Genomic DNA, 15,630 nt, shown 5'->3' with positions numbered 1-15,630 from the left:
CCTTAATTAACAATAACTCTCTTCTTTACAGCTTAAAGATTAGTTATTATACTGTGCTTTAATTATTTAAATAAATTATTTAAAATGAATATTCATGAATATCAAGCAAAAGAGATTTTAAGAAAATACGGTGTACCTACTTCCACCGGACTAGTTGTTACGAAAACCGCAAGGATTAATGAAACCATAGATAAGTTAAATACGGAAGTATATGTAGTTAAGGCACAAATACATACCGGCGGTAGAGGTAAAGCGGGTGGTGTTAAGGTTGTTAAGAGTAAAGAAGAAGCCAAGAAAGTTGCCCATGACATGTTTGGCATTAATTTAGTAACACATCAAACAGGACCTCAAGGACAGAAAGTAAACCGTCTTTATATTGAATCAGGTTGTGATATTTTAAAAGAATATTATTTTAGTATCGTATTTGATAGATCAGCTAGCTGTATTACTTTCATAGCTTCTACCGAAGGAGGAGTTGATATTGAAGAAGTAGCAGAAAAAACTCCGGAAAAAATTGTTAAATTTTCTGTTGATCCTGCAACCGGTTTACAAGATTTTCATATGCGAGGCATAGCTTATGAGCTAGGCTTTAAGGATAACCAAGCTAAACAGATGAAAGAAATAGTAAAATCGGTCTATAATGCTTTTATTGAAACCGATGCAGCACAAATTGAAATTAATCCTTTAATTGTAAAAACCGACGGTGATCTACTCGCTTTAGACGCAAAAATCACTTTTGATGAGAACGCCCTATTCAAACACCCTAATATCACCGCTATGCGTGATCACGATGAGGAAGATCCTCTAGAAACTAGAGCGGCAAATGCAGGACTTAGTTATGTAAAAATGGACGGTAATATCGGTTGCATGGTTAACGGTGCCGGTCTTGCCATGGCTACTATGGATATTATTAAGCTTTACGGTGCTTCGCCTGCTAATTTCTTGGATGTCGGCGGTGGAGCCGATCGTGAGCGTGTAAAAGAAGCTTTAAAAATAATTTTATCCGATAAAGAAGTACAAGGGATCTTAGTTAATATTTTCGGCGGTATTATGCGTTGTGATATTATAGCGGAAGGAATTATTGCAGCTGCAAAAGAAATAGGTATAAAAGTGCCGTTAGTGGTTCGTTTAGCTGGTACAAACGTTGAAAAAGGCGAAGAAATTTTATCAAATTCCAGTTTAGAAATAATACCGGCACATGATTTAGCAGATGCTGCAAATAAAATAGTTGAGGCTATAAGGTAGAAGCATGGCTGCTGATGTCATTCCCGCCTAGGTGGGAATGACATAAAATGATAACACACATAAAATAAAAACATAATATATAAAATTAATTATTTAACATGGCAATATTAATAAATAAAAAAACAAAAGTAATCTGTCAGGGTTTTACAGGGTCACAAGGAACTTTTCACTCTGAACAAGCGATAGCTTATGGCACTAACATGGTTGGCGGTGTTACACCAGGCAAAGGCGGTCATACTCACCTTGATTTACCCGTATATAATACCGTACATGAAGCAAAAGCAAAAACCGGTGCAAATGCGAGCGTTATATATGTTCCGCCCGGATTTGCTGCTGATTCGATATTAGAAGCAATCGATGCCGAAATTGAATTAGTAGTATGTATAACGGAAGGAATTCCGGTACTTGATATGGTGAAAGTAAAACGTGCTTTAGTCGGTTCTAAAACTAGATTAATCGGTCCTAATTGTCCGGGAGTTATAACACCAGGAGAATGCAAAATCGGTATAATGCCGGGACATATTCATAAAAGAGGAACGGTAGGTATTGTTTCAAGATCAGGTACTCTAACCTATGAAGCCGTTGCTCAAACAACAGCAGTAGGTCTTGGACAATCTACATGCGTCGGTATAGGCGGCGATCCTGTTAACGGGACTAATTTTGTTGATTGTATTGAGATGTTTTTGAAAAATGATGAAACAAAAGCAATTATTATGATCGGTGAAATTGGCGGTAATGCAGAAGAAGATGCAGCCGACTTTATCAAACAATCAAAAATCAAGAAGCCTATTGTTAGCTTTATTGCCGGTATTACAGCACCTCCCGGTAAAAGAATGGGGCATGCCGGAGCTATTATTGCCGGAGGAAAAGGAAGCGCCGAAGATAAGCTTGAAGCTCTACAAAGTGCCGGCGTAACTATTACTAGATCCCCTGCCGATATCGGCAAAACTATGTTGGATTTGTTAAATAAAGGTTAAAGTTATTCAATAGCAATCGATGTCATTCCCGCGTGGCATTCGCTTTTGTTGCATGGATACTCAAGTCGTCATTTGCGAGCGGGTGTTGTTGTGTGGATTGGATTTTTCATTGTCATCCTGCGATTTGATCGCGGGATCCAGAAAAAATAGCCAAATAATGTGTATTATAAGTTGTATTTTTGGATACCGTGGCCTTTCCACGGTATGACATTTATCTCTTCTTAAGAACTCTTATTATCCCTAATTTCTTTAACTATGTTTAGTAATTGTGGGAAATCTATTAACCCCGGTATTAATTTTGTATCAATTATATACGCAGGTACTCCTTGGATTCTAAGGTTTCTAGCTATTTTTATATTTTGAGTAATTAAATCTTTAATCTCCGTGCTATCGGCAGTTTCTTCAATTTCCGTAGCATTTAAGCCATTCTCGGTTAATAACTCTTTTACGGATTCTTTAGAAATATTTCTTATTTTCATTAATTCATCATGAACAACTTTAAATTTGCTTGAATTAATCTTATAAACCGCTAAAGATATTCTTGCAAGATATTCGGAAGCGTCTCCAAGGATAGGGAGTGGTCTTAATACAACTTTAACTTTTGGATCATTTTGCAATAATGCATTTATAGAAATATCGCCTTTCTTACAGTAAGAACAATTGTAATCATACAAAGCAATTATTGTTACATCACCATCGTTATTGCCTATAATAGGAAAGCTTTGGCTATCTTCAATACCTAACTTATTATCTTTTAGATAATTATTAACTTTAGTCTCATTTTCCTGTACTTTACGTTTTTGTAAACCTTCTATTGATTCTATTATTATTTCAGGAGTTTTAAGCAAATAATCTTTGATTATTTCTTGTACTCTTTCCTCTTCACATTTTCTTGCATTCTCACTTTGTTTAACCTCCACGGAAACCGACTTTGTAGAATAAGTTTTCATTGTTTTGAAAATAAATAAAACACCTATAATAATTACGAATATAACCAATATTTTACCTATAATATGCTGCATAAATAACCTTTAAATTTTATATTATTTTTACTTTATTTTTGTCTTATCAATCTGCTCTGAGCTCTTTTCCAATCTTGTGCTTTAATTGACTCTCTTTTATCATGTAATTTCTTACCTTTAGCAATACCAAGCTCAACTTTCACTTTGTTTTTTTTATTAAAATACATAGAAAGAGCTACTAGCGTATAGCCTTTTATTTTAATTCTACCAATAATTTTCTTTATCTCTTTAGTATGCAATAATAATTTACGCGGTCTTCTAGTAGCATGATTAAATCTGTTTGCTTTTTCATATTCCGCAATGTGACAGTTATATAAGAATACCTCATGTCCGGTATCGGCTGCATGACTTTCTTCTATGGAAGCTTTACCTTGACGCAGAGACTGCACTTCACTACCCTTTAATACAATACCTGCTTCTAATCTTTCTTCAATAAAATAATTAAAAAGTGCTTTCTTATTTTGTGCAATAACTTTCTTATACCCGGTCATATTTTTATAGATAGTGATGTTATAATGTTTTCAATTTGTTTTTTAGCCTTATCACTTGCTTCAGTTAGAGGTAATCTAATTTTATTTTCACATAAGCCTAAATAATGTGCAGCATATTTTATCGGAATCGGATTAGATTCTACAAATAAAGCTTTATATAAAGGTAGTAATCTCTGATGGATTTCAAGAGCTTCTTTAACATCATTCTTATACCACTTCTCTAATAGTTCTTTACATATATTGGGAGCAATATTTGAAGCTACCGAAACCCACCCTACCCCGCCTTGAGCGTTAAAAGCTAAGACTACTTCATCATTACCGGTTAAAATATTAAAATCTTCTTTAACTATTGCTCTAATCCGCATAGGACGTTCTAAATCTACTCCGCAATCTTTTAATGCTAAAATACGTGATAGCTTGCTAAGTCTTAATATTGTCTCATCAGAAAAATCTACTCCGCTTCTAGTCGGTGCCGAATATAACATAATAGGTAGATTACATGCTTCATGCAACGCTTCAAAATGCTTATAAATCCCTTCTTGAGTAGGTTTTATATAAGACGGGGGGCTAGCCATAAAACCGTCAACCCCAATTTTTGTAGATTCCGCTGCAAGCTCTCTTGCATAAGCAGTATTATTTGATGAACATCCGCTTATTATAGGAATACGCTTATTAACGATTTCTACGCTAGTTTGCAGTAATAATTTATATTCTTCAAAACTTAAACTACTACCTTCCCCGGTTGAGCCTGCAATTAACACCCCATCGACTTCATATTTTATTTGATGTTTTAAAATTTTCTCTAAAGCCTCTACATCTAATTTATTATCTTTAAAAGGGGTTATAGCTGCGGTAATTAAACCTTTAAATATATTATGCATAATTTTTAATTATTAATGTCATCCTGTGGCCCCTCCACGGGATCTAGTTAAAATCCTAAAACAAGTTGTTGATATGGATCCCGTGGAGGGGCCACAGGATGACAGCTTTCAGAACAATATCTCTACTCCCTAACAATACGATCATATTCTTTTTTTAGGGTATTTGCAATTTGATGATCATCGAAAATAATCTTTTTATTGCCCAGGTCTATAGAATTAATATTTTGTACCTCGATTGCCGTACCTGTAACAAAACATCCGGTAAAATTCTCTATTTGCTCTAATTTCAAACGCTCTTCTTTTACTTCTAGACCTAAATCTTTTGCAATTTCAATAATAGTTTGTCTTGTTATGCCGTTTAAAAATCTATCGGCAATCGGAGTATATAATGTTTTATCTTTAACAAAGAAAATATTTGTTGTAGTACATTCGGCAATATAATCCTCATAATCAAGTAATAATGCATCATCATAGCCAAGAGCTTTAGCCTCTTTTTTACTAGTTATTGCCATATTATATTGAGCGGCGGATTTAGATTGTACCGGCGTGCTATCAGGCATTGCTTTACGCCAACGGCTTATATGTAAATTTATACCTTTCTCAAAAGACCTTGGCATAGATGGAATACCGGCAATCAAAAGATTAGTAGATAAATCAGGATTAGTAATATTTAGCGATTCGTCTCCGCACCAAATAAGCGGTCTTATATATGCATCCTTAATATTATTTTGTTTTATTACAAGTTCATGAGCTTTCATTATTTCATCCACACTATAAGGTACTTTCAAACCTAATGCTTCTGCTGATTTTATTAATCTTTCCGTATGTTCTTTTAGTTTAAAAACTTTACCGTTATAAGCTCTCTCACCCTCAAATACCGATCCTGAATAATGCAGGCTATGAGTCAAAACATGAATCCTTGCAAATTGATAAGGAACTAAATCACCGTTAATCCAAACATGCCAAAAAATTTGCTCTAGTTTTATCATTGTCATTAACCTATATTTATATTAAAGTAGACGTAATTTAGTTTCATTTTTTATATCATTCTTATTCTTGTCATCCCGCGACTTGATCGCGGGATCCAGTAAAAATACTAAAATTATTAGTATTTTAAGTTGTTTTTATGGACCCCGTGGTCAAGCCACGGGGTGACACAGCGGATTTTACCGATCCACGCAACAATACCTCGGGGGAATGACATAAAACGAGCAACGAAGCCAATTTTCCAAATTAAACGAGTATACATGCATACATACAAAGCACACATTTTAATCGTTGATGATGATAGCAGAATATTAGCACTTTTAAAGCAATTTCTAAATAAAAACGAGTTTTTGGTATCAACGGCAAACTCAGTCATAGAAGCTAAAAATCTATTAAAAACTTCTAATTATGATTTAATTATTTTAGATGTTATGTTACCTGAAATAACCGGGCTTGATTTTGCTACTACTATAAGGGATGCCGGCAATAATATTCCTATAGTTATGCTTACTGCTTTATCGGAAGCCGATGACCGTGTTAAAGGACTTGAAGCCGGTGCCTCTGATTATATAACTAAACCTTTTGAACCGAGAGAATTATTATTACGGATAAATAATTTAATCAATAATTATAATAACTTTAAAAAAGAAACGAATATAATTAAATTCGGCAATAATTGCTATAATTTTGATACAAAAGAATTTACCAAGAATAATCAAATTGTATCTCTTAGCTCTACCGAACAAAAATTACTTGAGATATTAATAAAAAATTCCGGTAAATCCACTAGTCGTTTTGAACTTTCAAAAATTATGGGCGGACTTAGTATGCGTTCTATAGACGTACAAATTACTAGAATAAGAAGTAAAATAGAAGATAATCCAAAAGAACCGAAATATTTAAAAACCGTGCGTAATGAGGGCTATGCACTTTATATCTAAATTATTACCGAGAACACTGTTTATACGGTTCATGTTCATTATAATCATTCCGATTTTAATAGGACAAATCGTTGCTATATTCTTGTTTTACGATCGTCATTGGTATAATGTTTCATATTATACTAGTACTATTATTATCAATGAAATAGAATCGCTGATTAAAGAACATAGAAATAATTCAAGAGAGATAACCCATTTATCGGAAAATTATCTTAATTTATCTTATCAATTTCAGCTTAGTAAAAAGTTACCTATAAAACAGCCTAAATTAAGTGAGCCTTTAACTATATTTAAAAACATTTTAGCTACAAAAATCCATGAAAAAAATATAGTTAAACTAAATAAAGAAAATAAAATCGAAGTATTTTTAGAATTAAAAGATGGAATATTATATATTACTTTTCCTGCAAAATTATTACTTAATCCTACGGTATATATTTTCGTTTTATGGATTATATCTTTAACTGTTATATTACTTTCCGTTTCTATTATTTTCTCCAAAAATCAGATTAAATCAATACTTGCTCTTGCGGATAGCATGGATAAATTTGGTCAAGGTGTTTTAAAAGGTAAAAATTTTAAACCTTCAGGAGCCTTAGAAATAAGAAAAGCAGGACTTGCTTTTTTAAAAATGAAAGCTCGTATTGAAAAACAAATTACTAAAAGAACCACTATGCTTGCTATGATCTCGCATGACCTTAGAACTCCTTTAACAAGAATGAAACTACAACTTGAATTAATGGAAGAAAACGAAGAAATCAAAGGGTTAAAACAAGATATATTAACTATGCAGCAAATGATAAATTCTTATTTAGATTTTGCTAAGGGTGAAAGTACGGAAGAATTTGAAGAAATTTTATTATTACCTTGGATGGAACATTTTTTAAACAAATGGTCGCATGTATATTCCGGTAAAATGAGGAATGGTTATACGAAGATCAACTTGGAAAAGAGCAAGGAGTCTGTAAGCCGAGGAGCGGAGCGTATATTAATACGTGAGCATCCAAGGACTTACAAAGACGACGTAGCCAATTTTTCAAGTTCATCGAGTATAAATATTGAATTTATAAAATCTACTAATTTAAATAAATTAGAAGTACGAATTAAGCCGAATTCTTTTGAAAGAGCCTTGTCTAATTTAATCGGTAACGCTATAAAATACGGAACTAAAATTAAGATATCTTTAAAAGATAATGCATCTACCGTAGCTATAATTATTGAGGATAACGGTCCCGGTATAGATGATGCGGAAAAACATTTTGTATTTAAACCGTTTTATAGATCGGATAAAGCAAGACAGCTTGATAATGCAAGTAACGTAGGACTTGGGCTTGCTATTACTAAAGAAATAATAAACGATCATAAAGGCTCTATTTATTTAGAAGATAGCAAGGATTTAGGCGGGTTATCGGTTAGAATTGAAATACCTAAAAAAATATAATTTATAGTTTTAATTTTTAATAATGACTAATATAAAACATTTAGCAATAATAATGGACGGTAATGCACGTTGGGCAGGCCAAAATAATTTACCGAAATCTGCAGGGCATAGAGCCGGTGCCGATAAAATTCGTGAATTACTACCTGAATTTATTAACTTTGGGATACCTTATATAACTTTATATACTTTCTCTTCCGAAAATTGGCAACGCTCAAGCACAGAAGTAGATTTCTTAATAAAACTATTAAGTATTTATTTAAAAACCGAATTAAACAATTTACATAAAAACGGCGTCAAAATAAAAGTAATAGGTAGGCTTAATTTTCTTAATAGCTCATTGCAAAAACAAATAAATAATGCTATAGAATTAACAAAAAATAATAATAAAATAACGCTTTGTATAGCTTTTAGTTATGGAAGTCGCCAAGAAATAGTTGATGCCTGCACACAAATTATTGCAAGCGGTAAAAAAGAAGTAACCGAGAGCGATTTACAAGATGCTCTCTATGATCCTAAAATGCCGGATGTCGATTTATTAATAAGACCGGGCGGGGTTTATCGCATCAGTAATTTTTTACTTTGGCAAGCAGCTTATGCTGAATTATATTTCTCACCCAAATATTGGCCTGATTTTAATAAAGATGATATACAAGAAGCTATAAATGATTACTCAAAAAGGAAAAGAACATTTGGCAAAAGATAAACAAAACATATATTTAAGAATTCTGTCCGGTATAATTTTAGTTCCGTTATTTGTCGTAGCTATATTATGGTTTAAACCTTTATTCTATGGTCTAATGATATTAGTGGGTATGGGAATGTTAAGTGAATGGTATAATATGACCTGCTCTTCTACTACGTATTTATTACTTGGGCTAATTATTATTCCTATCCCTATAAGTCTATTAATATTATTAAGTACGGAAGATACCAATAGCTGGCTTATTATGCTTTATTTTTGCATTATTTGGTCCGTAGATACTTTTGCAATGATTGGCGGCAAAACTTTTAAAGGAGCAAAACTTGCCCCAAAAATCAGTCCTAAAAAAACTTGGAGCGGTCTGATTACAGGAATACTATCAGCAGGTGTAGTCGCGGTATTAGTTAGTTTTATATCAGGATTTCATATTGAAAATTACTATTTTTCAAATAAAGTTTATTTGTTTATAATTAGTTGTATATTAGCATTAATAGCTCAATTAAGTGATTTATTTATTTCATATTTTAAGCGAAAATTTAACATTAAAGATAGTGGTCACACAATACCCGGTCATGGAGGAGTGCTAGACAGATTTGATAGTATTATTTTAACTGTGCCTGTATTATTTTTTATAAGTAATATTTTATGAATAATACTCTACATTATGACCTTTTTATGTCATTCCCGCGAAGGCATTGTTGCGTGGATCGAAAAACGCATTCGGTGTCATACCGTGGCTCGACCACGGTATCCCAAAAACAATGAAAAATACTAATAATTTTAGTATTTTAAACTGGATCCCGCTACAAGCTCACGGGATGACAATACAAATTTACTAAGATACTATGATGCTTATGAATTTAATACATTTAAATAACAATTCTAAAAAAATAATTTTAAACATCTTTTTAGCTTTACTGCTTGGATATTTTGTTTTTCATTGCATATATGGTAACAAAGGGATTATTGCATATTTAAAAGTAAATAGACAACTTGAAAAAGCTTATGATGAATTAAAAGGCGTGCGAGCAGAAAGAGTAGAACTTGAACATAACGTCAAATTACTCCGCACGGAATCGTTAAATAAAGATATGTTAGAAGAACAAGCAAAGAAAGTTTTAGGAGTAGCTGCTCCAAATGAGCAAGTATTTACAACAAAAGACATTTCTAACCAAAGGTAGGTATCGTCATTGCGAGCGGTCGAAGACCGTGTGGCAATCCAGTAAAAAAAATGAACCATGCAACAACACTATTGATTAAAAGGAATTGAACATAAATTATGACCATTCAAATTTATCAAAACGACTTACCGAATAATTTTAGGCTTGAAGGGGATCTTGCTATAGACACCGAGACAATGGGGCTAAATCTACATAGAGATAAACTATGTTTGCTACAATTTAGTAACGGCAACGGCGAAGCCCATCTTGTGCATTTTGAAAATCAAAATTATACCGCTCCTAATTTAAAAGCCTTACTATCAGATAAAAGCAGATGTAAGATATTTCATTTTGCAAGGTTTGATCTAGCAACCATAAAAAAATATTTAGAAATTGAGCTGGAAAATATCTTTTGTACTAAAATATCTTCAAAACTAGTAAGAACCTATACCGATAGCCACGGGCTTAAGGATTTATGCCGAGAATTGCTTAATATAAATATTTCAAAACAACAACAATCTTCCTATTGGGGGGCCGACAATTTATCTTCAGAGCAAAAAGAATATGCAGCCAAAGATGTACTTTATTTGCATCAGTTAAAAGATATTTTACAAAAAATGCTACTTAAAGAAAATAGGTTTGAACTTGCACAAGATATTTTCCGTTTTTTACCGACAAGAGCTAATCTAGATTTACTCGGCTGGAACGAAATCGATATTTTCATGCATTAGATATGTATTGTAAAATTAACTAATCTTAATTAAATGATATTAATTTATTAATACTATTTATTGACTTCAGGTATAAAATCATGCACACTATTTTAGTAGCTAATTGATTTTTTTAAATTATTTAGTCTACAGTTAATTAATAACTAAAATAGGGGATCTTTATGACTAAGAAGACAAAAACAGCAGAAAAAACAACTGCAAAAGCACTCTTAAATCTAAATCTAAGCGATATAATAATGATTATCCAGGTGTTACAGCTTTTGAAGCACCAAAAGAAGAAGATACTTTAAGTATTGATGCCGGTGTTTTTGCCACATTTTGGTAGGCAGTAACTTATGTAGTAAAATCATTAGTAGAAAGTATTTGTAATTACATTATAGAGGATCCGGTACGTTATGACATTGCACTATAGCAAGAAAAACATACGGCTTTATCCGGTGCTGACTCTGACGTCACTACTACTGCTGGGATACTAGCATACTAAAAAATAATATAACAAGTTATTACACAACTCTTAAGATGTTATTGTCATACCGCGACTTGATCGCGGTATGACATTGTGACTACTTTTCGACCCACACACTCCTTCACATCAAACAATAATATTCACAATTTTACGGGGAACGAAAATAATCTTCTTCGGTTCTTTCCCTTCTAAGAACTTTTGTACCTTTGGCAGATGGACGGTAATTTGCTTTATTGCATCATCACTTGCAGAATTATTAAATTCATAGGTATCGCGAAGCTTGCCGTTAACCTGCACTGCCATAACATATGTGTCTAACTCTAGCATTGATTCATCAAATGCAGGAAAAGCTGAATTATATAACCGCTCTTTATTGCCAAGCTTCTGCCAAATTTCTTCGGTGATATGGGGTATGAACGGATTAAGTAGCTGTACTAGAATATTAAAACCATATTTTACAGTTTTAACATCCATTACTTCTTTACTAAGCTCAGAGGATATAGCATTAGAAAGCTCACGCATACGTGCTATTGCTCTGTTTAGGGCAAAATGTTTTATATCCTCGGCAACGTGCTTTGTCGTCAGATGTACTAACCTATTAAGTTCTTTATTAATTTCAGTTACATCATCTTTTAAAGAAGCTATCGCCTCAAACATATACTCAAGCTTATTAATAAAACGTGAGCAGCCTTCAATACCGCTCGCCGACCATTCTAGATCTTTCTCAGGCGGACTATCTGACAGCACAAAAAGCCTAATAGCATCTGCTCCGTATTGCTTGTGCATAGTTTCAAGATCGATAAGGTTCTTTTTAGATTTACTCATCTTCTCTATGCGTCCCTGCACGATGAGGTTACCGCTTTCTTTATGAAAAAATTCATTACCCTTTTTGACTACTTCATCAGGATATAACCAATTATTATGCTCATCTTTGTAAGTAGCGTGTAACACCATCCCTTGAGTAAATAGCCCTTTAAAAGGTTCACGAACGCTTACGTAATTCTGTTCGTTCATTACCTTAGTAAAAAACCTTGCATATAATAAATGCATCACTGCATGTTCAATGCCGCCTATATATTTATCGACAGGTAGCCAGTAATCACAAGCTTTTTTATCGGTCATCTCTGTAGCATGACTATTACAATATCTAGTAAAATACCAAGATGATTCAAAAAATGTATCAAAAGTATCGGTTTCACGAATAGCCGGCTTATCACATTTTGGACAATTAACATGTTTCCAAGTAGGATGGTGATCAAGCGGATTACCGTGACCGTCAAATTTTACGTTATCAGGTAAAGTAACGGGTAAATCTTTGTAAGGCACCGGAACTATGTCGCAAACTTCACAGTGAATCATAGGAATAGGACAACCCCAAAAACGCTGTCTTGAAATTCCCCAATCTTTTAGGCGATAATTTATACTACGTTTACCTATTTGCAGTTTTTCAAATTCCTTAATGACTTTTTGTTTTGCTTCATTATTAGTTAAGCCGTTTAGAAAATCTGAATTAATTAAAATTCCGTCTTCCGTATAAGCGGTCTTTTGTACATCAATATCTGCTGCGATTACTTGTTTAATAGGTAGATTCATTTTAACGGCTAATTCATGATCACGCTCGTCATGAGCAGGACAGCCAAATATTGCACCCGTGCCGTAATCCATTAACACGAAATTCGTAATAATAACCGGCAGTATTATACTAGGATCAAAAGGATGAATAACATAAAGACCGGTAAGTATACCCTCTGTTTCAGCCTTTTCTAGTTCGCTACTTCCTATAATATGCGAACATTTAGTTATAAAATTCGATATTTCGGGTGTTTTGGAAATTAATTTCTCTATTATTGGATGATTAAAAGCGATTCCTATAAAGCTAGCACCGAAAATAGTTTCGGGTTTAGTTGAAAACACCTCTATGATAGCATCCTCATTATCCTTAACTTTAAAATGAAAATTAGCACCTATAGACTTACCGATCCATTTTTCTTGCATAGACCGAACGGCTTCAGGCCACTCTTTTAAATTCTGAATTTCATTTAATAACTCTTCAGCATAATCGGTGATTTTTAAGAACCATTGTTTTAAATAACGTTTTTCAATAATCGCACCTGAACGCCAACCACGCCCGTCTACAACTTGTTCATTCGCAAGAACAGTATTATCAACCGGATCCCAATTAACAAGCGATTCTTTTTGATAAGCAAGATTTCGTTCATAAAGCTCTAAAAAGAATTTCTGCTCATATTTATAATATTGTGGATCACAACTATTTATCTCTCTAGACCAATCATAAGAAAAACCCATAGATTTTAGCTGCTTTTTCATATTCTCGATATTAGAATAAGTCCATTCTTTCGGACGAGCATTATTCTTTATTGCGGCATTTTCTGCAGGCAGCCCGAAAGCATCCCAGCCCATAGGATGAAGCACGTTAAAGCCTTGCATAGTCATGAACCTTGCAATAACATCACCTATAGAATAATTGCGTACATGACCTACATGGATTTTACCGGAAGGATAAGGCAACATTTCAAGTACGTAATATTTTGGCTTATTACGCTCATTTGATACCTCAAAAGCTTTCTCGTCATGCCAAATTTGCTGCCATTTTTGTTCTATTTGGTTCATATTTTTTTCTTTGTATGTCTTTATTATTATCATCCCGCGACTTGATCGCGGGATCCAGTCTTTTCTTTTATTTTTTTCTGGATACCGTGGTTAAGCCACGGTATGATACCGAACGCGTTTTTCGATCCACGCAACAATGCCTTCGCGGGAATGACATCGATTCATGCGGAAATAACATATTACCTCGCACTATTAATATATATGTCTCTAGCTTTTCTTAAAATTTTATCCTCAAGCGTAATAGCAAGATTTGAAGTATTTTCATTAAGTACCCATTGTTTATTTTCAAGCATTTCCTCAAATACCTTTACTTCAATTGAATCCGGACTTATTACATCGTCTTTAATAAATATATTTATTTTAAATCGAAAATTAGGATTAGAACGTGGGCTATACCATTCCGTAATAATCACGCCGCCGTTTGAGTCAGCTGATGCAAGAGGAGCAAAACTTATAGTCTCTAATGCTGCTTGCCAGAGATATTTATTAACCGAGCCTCCTACAGCTTTAGTAGATTCATTTTTTACCCTGCCTGGTCTAAAAACTAATCCTTCTTCACCTGCTATAGAACCTACCTCGTCCCATTTTTGCTCTCGTTCTGTTTTTGGATAATCATCCGCTAAGATACTAGTACTTATTGCACTAAGTATAATTACAAAAAATAATCCGATAATTTTTTTCATAACCAATATTTAATTAGTGTGCTTGAGGGAAATAATAGAGAAGCTTTGGCTATTAGTCAAAAATTATTTAAACTAACTTTGGCTTAAGCGTTCAATGTCATTCTTAGCTAAAAGCAGGAATCTTCCGTTGTCATACCTTAACAGGCATGACGACAAAAATATCTTTAGGATTCTCAGGAAATTTAATAAGTACCGGTGCTGAAACATCTGAAAAATATAATTCTACTAAATCCGATTTCACAGCTTTTAAGACATCTTCTAAATATTGCGGATTAAAGCCTATAGCTAAAGACTCATCGCTATTATATTCATAAAAACTTTCCTTATCTTGTGAAGAATTAATAACCTCTTTTGCGTTACCTCTTGCTTCACCGACGGCACTAATCTCTAAGGTTTCACGAGATAACAATAATTTTACCGCTCTAAATTTTTCAACGGTTATTATCGCTATTCGCTCGATGCTATCTGCAAATATTTTTCGATTAATTACTAATTTTGAGCTGCTGCTTTCCGGAATAAAAGCACTATAATCAGGGAAAGTACCGTCTATAAGCTTTGATAGCATAATAGTATTTTCATTACATATAAATTTAATCTTATTGCTACTCAATAAAATTTCTATATCTTCGTTTATATTTTTAGGATCTTTAACTATTTTTAGAATTTCCTCTGCACTTTTCTGTGGTAATATAACCCCAAAATTCTTTATTTGTTTTTCTAATGTTACCCATGAAATCGAAAGCCTATGCCCATCGGTACTTGCCGAACAAAACTCTTTATCTTTTATGTGTAAATAAACACCGTTTAAATTATAACGAGTTTCATCTAAAGAAATCGAAAATTTTGTCGATTCAATTATTTTAGCAAAATCCGTGCAGGCAATTTTAAAACTTGCTTCAGGATTAATACTGTCCATTGCAGGAAAAGAACTAACCGGCAAAGTAAATAAATTAAATTTACAATTTTTTCCTTTGATCTCAAGTCCCGTTGTACCAAGATCAGTTAATGTAAGCTCGGAATCGGGAAGTTTTCGGACTATATCGTTTAGAGTTTTAGTAGAAACGGTAAGTTCACCTTCACTTACTACCTGTACTGCTATTTTTTGACTTAAGTACAAATCCATATTAGTAGAACTAAGCTCTAGATTGCCGTCTTTTGCCGATAATTTAATGTTTGCATATTCAGGTATTACATTACGTTTTTCAACAACGGAACTTGCAAACCCTAGGGACTGAACTAACGTTTTTGTTTCAACTATTAACTTTAGCATATTG

14 protein-coding genes and 2 pseudogenes are annotated in these 15,630 nt (G+C 33.3%); 9 read left to right on the top strand and 7 right to left on the bottom strand.

Annotated features, from left to right (window positions below; translation table 11 throughout):
- Positions 1 to 84: 84 nt before the first annotated feature.
- Entirely contained in the window at positions 85 to 1,245 is a 1,161-nt protein-coding gene (gene sucC, locus ACIAS7_RS05505) for an ADP-forming succinate--CoA ligase subunit beta (RefSeq protein WP_473198549.1), read from the top strand.
- Positions 1,246 to 1,343: 98 nt separating this feature from the next.
- Complete coding sequence (gene sucD, locus ACIAS7_RS05500) at positions 1,344 to 2,222, top strand: succinate--CoA ligase subunit alpha (RefSeq protein ID WP_473198548.1); 879 nt, start codon at positions 1,344 to 1,346, stop codon at positions 2,220 to 2,222.
- Between the two features lie 221 nt (positions 2,223 to 2,443).
- Here the strand turns inward: sucD and ACIAS7_RS05495 are convergent, their stop codons facing one another.
- The 4 genes from ACIAS7_RS05495 to ACIAS7_RS05480 form a co-directional block, all read right to left on the bottom strand.
- On the bottom strand, positions 2,444 to 3,244 hold the full coding sequence (locus ACIAS7_RS05495; protein WP_473198547.1) for a DsbA family protein: 801 nt from the start codon (positions 3,242 to 3,244) through the stop codon (positions 2,444 to 2,446).
- A 32-nt stretch (positions 3,245 to 3,276) separates the two neighbouring features.
- The gene (smpB, locus tag ACIAS7_RS05490) at positions 3,277 to 3,735 is read right to left on the bottom strand and encodes an SsrA-binding protein SmpB (RefSeq protein ID WP_473198546.1); all 459 of its coding nucleotides are present in this window, start codon (positions 3,733 to 3,735) and stop codon (positions 3,277 to 3,279) included.
- Complete coding sequence (gene dapA, locus ACIAS7_RS05485; protein ID WP_473198545.1) at positions 3,732 to 4,616, bottom strand: 4-hydroxy-tetrahydrodipicolinate synthase; 885 nt, start codon at positions 4,614 to 4,616, stop codon at positions 3,732 to 3,734. The genes smpB and dapA overlap by 4 nt, the downstream gene beginning before the upstream one ends.
- 122 nt (positions 4,617 to 4,738) lie before the next feature.
- Positions 4,739 to 5,611 (bottom strand): branched-chain amino acid transaminase, encoded by an 873-nt coding sequence (locus tag ACIAS7_RS05480; protein ID WP_473198544.1) that lies wholly within the window; start codon positions 5,609 to 5,611, stop codon positions 4,739 to 4,741.
- Positions 5,612 to 5,863: 252 nt separating this feature from the next.
- Between ACIAS7_RS05480 and ACIAS7_RS05475 the strand changes: the two genes are divergently transcribed.
- The 7 genes and pseudogenes from ACIAS7_RS05475 (at position 5,864) to ACIAS7_RS05445 (ending at position 10,576) form a co-directional block, all read left to right on the top strand.
- The gene (locus tag ACIAS7_RS05475; protein WP_473198543.1) at positions 5,864 to 6,544 is read left to right on the top strand and encodes a response regulator transcription factor; all 681 of its coding nucleotides are present in this window, start codon (positions 5,864 to 5,866) and stop codon (positions 6,542 to 6,544) included.
- Positions 6,519 to 7,448, top strand: a pseudogene (locus ACIAS7_RS05470) (histidine kinase dimerization/phospho-acceptor domain-containing protein); the annotation flags it as partial. The gene ACIAS7_RS05475 and the pseudogene ACIAS7_RS05470, both read left to right, overlap by 26 nt.
- A gap of 150 nt (positions 7,449 to 7,598) precedes the next feature.
- Positions 7,599 to 7,985, top strand: a pseudogene (locus ACIAS7_RS05465) (sensor histidine kinase); the annotation flags it as partial.
- Positions 7,986 to 8,007: 22 nt separating this feature from the next.
- Entirely contained in the window at positions 8,008 to 8,688 is a 681-nt protein-coding gene (gene uppS, locus ACIAS7_RS05460; protein WP_473198542.1) for a polyprenyl diphosphate synthase, read from the top strand.
- Positions 8,648 to 9,334, top strand: coding sequence for a phosphatidate cytidylyltransferase (locus tag ACIAS7_RS05455; RefSeq protein ID WP_473198541.1), 687 nt, complete (start codon positions 8,648 to 8,650; stop codon positions 9,332 to 9,334). The genes uppS and ACIAS7_RS05455 overlap by 41 nt, the downstream gene beginning before the upstream one ends.
- Positions 9,335 to 9,530: 196 nt before the next feature.
- The gene (locus tag ACIAS7_RS05450) at positions 9,531 to 9,866 is read left to right on the top strand and encodes an FtsB family cell division protein (RefSeq protein WP_473198540.1); all 336 of its coding nucleotides are present in this window, start codon (positions 9,531 to 9,533) and stop codon (positions 9,864 to 9,866) included.
- Between the two features lie 98 nt (positions 9,867 to 9,964).
- The gene (locus ACIAS7_RS05445; RefSeq protein ID WP_473198539.1) at positions 9,965 to 10,576 is read left to right on the top strand and encodes a ribonuclease D; all 612 of its coding nucleotides are present in this window, start codon (positions 9,965 to 9,967) and stop codon (positions 10,574 to 10,576) included.
- 592 nt (positions 10,577 to 11,168) lie between these two features.
- On the opposite strand, the gene leuS is transcribed toward ACIAS7_RS05445, so the two are convergent.
- The 3 genes from leuS to dnaN form a co-directional block, all read right to left on the bottom strand.
- Positions 11,169 to 13,673, bottom strand: coding sequence for a leucine--tRNA ligase (gene leuS, locus ACIAS7_RS05440; protein ID WP_473198538.1), 2,505 nt, complete (start codon positions 13,671 to 13,673; stop codon positions 11,169 to 11,171).
- Between the two features lie 179 nt (positions 13,674 to 13,852).
- Positions 13,853 to 14,356, bottom strand: coding sequence for a DUF3576 domain-containing protein (locus ACIAS7_RS05435; RefSeq protein WP_473198537.1), 504 nt, complete (start codon positions 14,354 to 14,356; stop codon positions 13,853 to 13,855).
- A 130-nt stretch (positions 14,357 to 14,486) separates the two neighbouring features.
- The gene (gene dnaN / locus ACIAS7_RS05430) at positions 14,487 to 15,626 is read right to left on the bottom strand and encodes a DNA polymerase III subunit beta (protein ID WP_473198536.1); all 1,140 of its coding nucleotides are present in this window, start codon (positions 15,624 to 15,626) and stop codon (positions 14,487 to 14,489) included.
- Positions 15,627 to 15,630 lie beyond the last annotated feature (4 nt).

Source organism: Rickettsia sp. 109562A South Dakota (assembly GCF_055791265.1).
Note: the sequence above shows the minus strand (reverse complement) of the source record. Positions and strands in the feature narration are given on the sequence as shown.

What these genes read in the sequence shown, in the direction of transcription:
- uppS (WP_473198542.1), top strand. Translation starts at nt 8,008, where the DNA reads ATGACTAATATAAAACATTTAGCAATAATAATGGACGGTAATGCACGT.
- ACIAS7_RS05480 (WP_473198544.1), bottom strand. Translation starts at nt 5,611, where the DNA reads ATGACAATGATAAAACTAGAGCAAATTTTTTGGCATGTTTGGATTAAC.
- ACIAS7_RS05445 (WP_473198539.1), top strand. Translation starts at nt 9,965, where the DNA reads ATGACCATTCAAATTTATCAAAACGACTTACCGAATAATTTTAGGCTT.
- smpB (WP_473198546.1), bottom strand. Translation starts at nt 3,735, where the DNA reads ATGACCGGGTATAAGAAAGTTATTGCACAAAATAAGAAAGCACTTTTT.
- sucC (WP_473198549.1), top strand. Translation starts at nt 85, where the DNA reads ATGAATATTCATGAATATCAAGCAAAAGAGATTTTAAGAAAATACGGT.
- leuS (WP_473198538.1), bottom strand. Translation starts at nt 13,673, where the DNA reads ATGAACCAAATAGAACAAAAATGGCAGCAAATTTGGCATGACGAGAAA.
- ACIAS7_RS05455 (WP_473198541.1), top strand. Translation starts at nt 8,648, where the DNA reads ATGATTACTCAAAAAGGAAAAGAACATTTGGCAAAAGATAAACAAAAC.
- ACIAS7_RS05435 (WP_473198537.1), bottom strand. Translation starts at nt 14,356, where the DNA reads ATGAAAAAAATTATCGGATTATTTTTTGTAATTATACTTAGTGCAATA.
- dnaN (WP_473198536.1), bottom strand. Translation starts at nt 15,626, where the DNA reads ATGCTAAAGTTAATAGTTGAAACAAAAACGTTAGTTCAGTCCCTAGGG.
- sucD (WP_473198548.1), top strand. Translation starts at nt 1,344, where the DNA reads ATGGCAATATTAATAAATAAAAAAACAAAAGTAATCTGTCAGGGTTTT.
- ACIAS7_RS05450 (WP_473198540.1), top strand. Translation starts at nt 9,531, where the DNA reads ATGATGCTTATGAATTTAATACATTTAAATAACAATTCTAAAAAAATA.
- ACIAS7_RS05475 (WP_473198543.1), top strand. Translation starts at nt 5,864, where the DNA reads ATGCATACATACAAAGCACACATTTTAATCGTTGATGATGATAGCAGA.
- dapA (WP_473198545.1), bottom strand. Translation starts at nt 4,616, where the DNA reads ATGCATAATATATTTAAAGGTTTAATTACCGCAGCTATAACCCCTTTT.
- ACIAS7_RS05495 (WP_473198547.1), bottom strand. Translation starts at nt 3,244, where the DNA reads ATGCAGCATATTATAGGTAAAATATTGGTTATATTCGTAATTATTATA.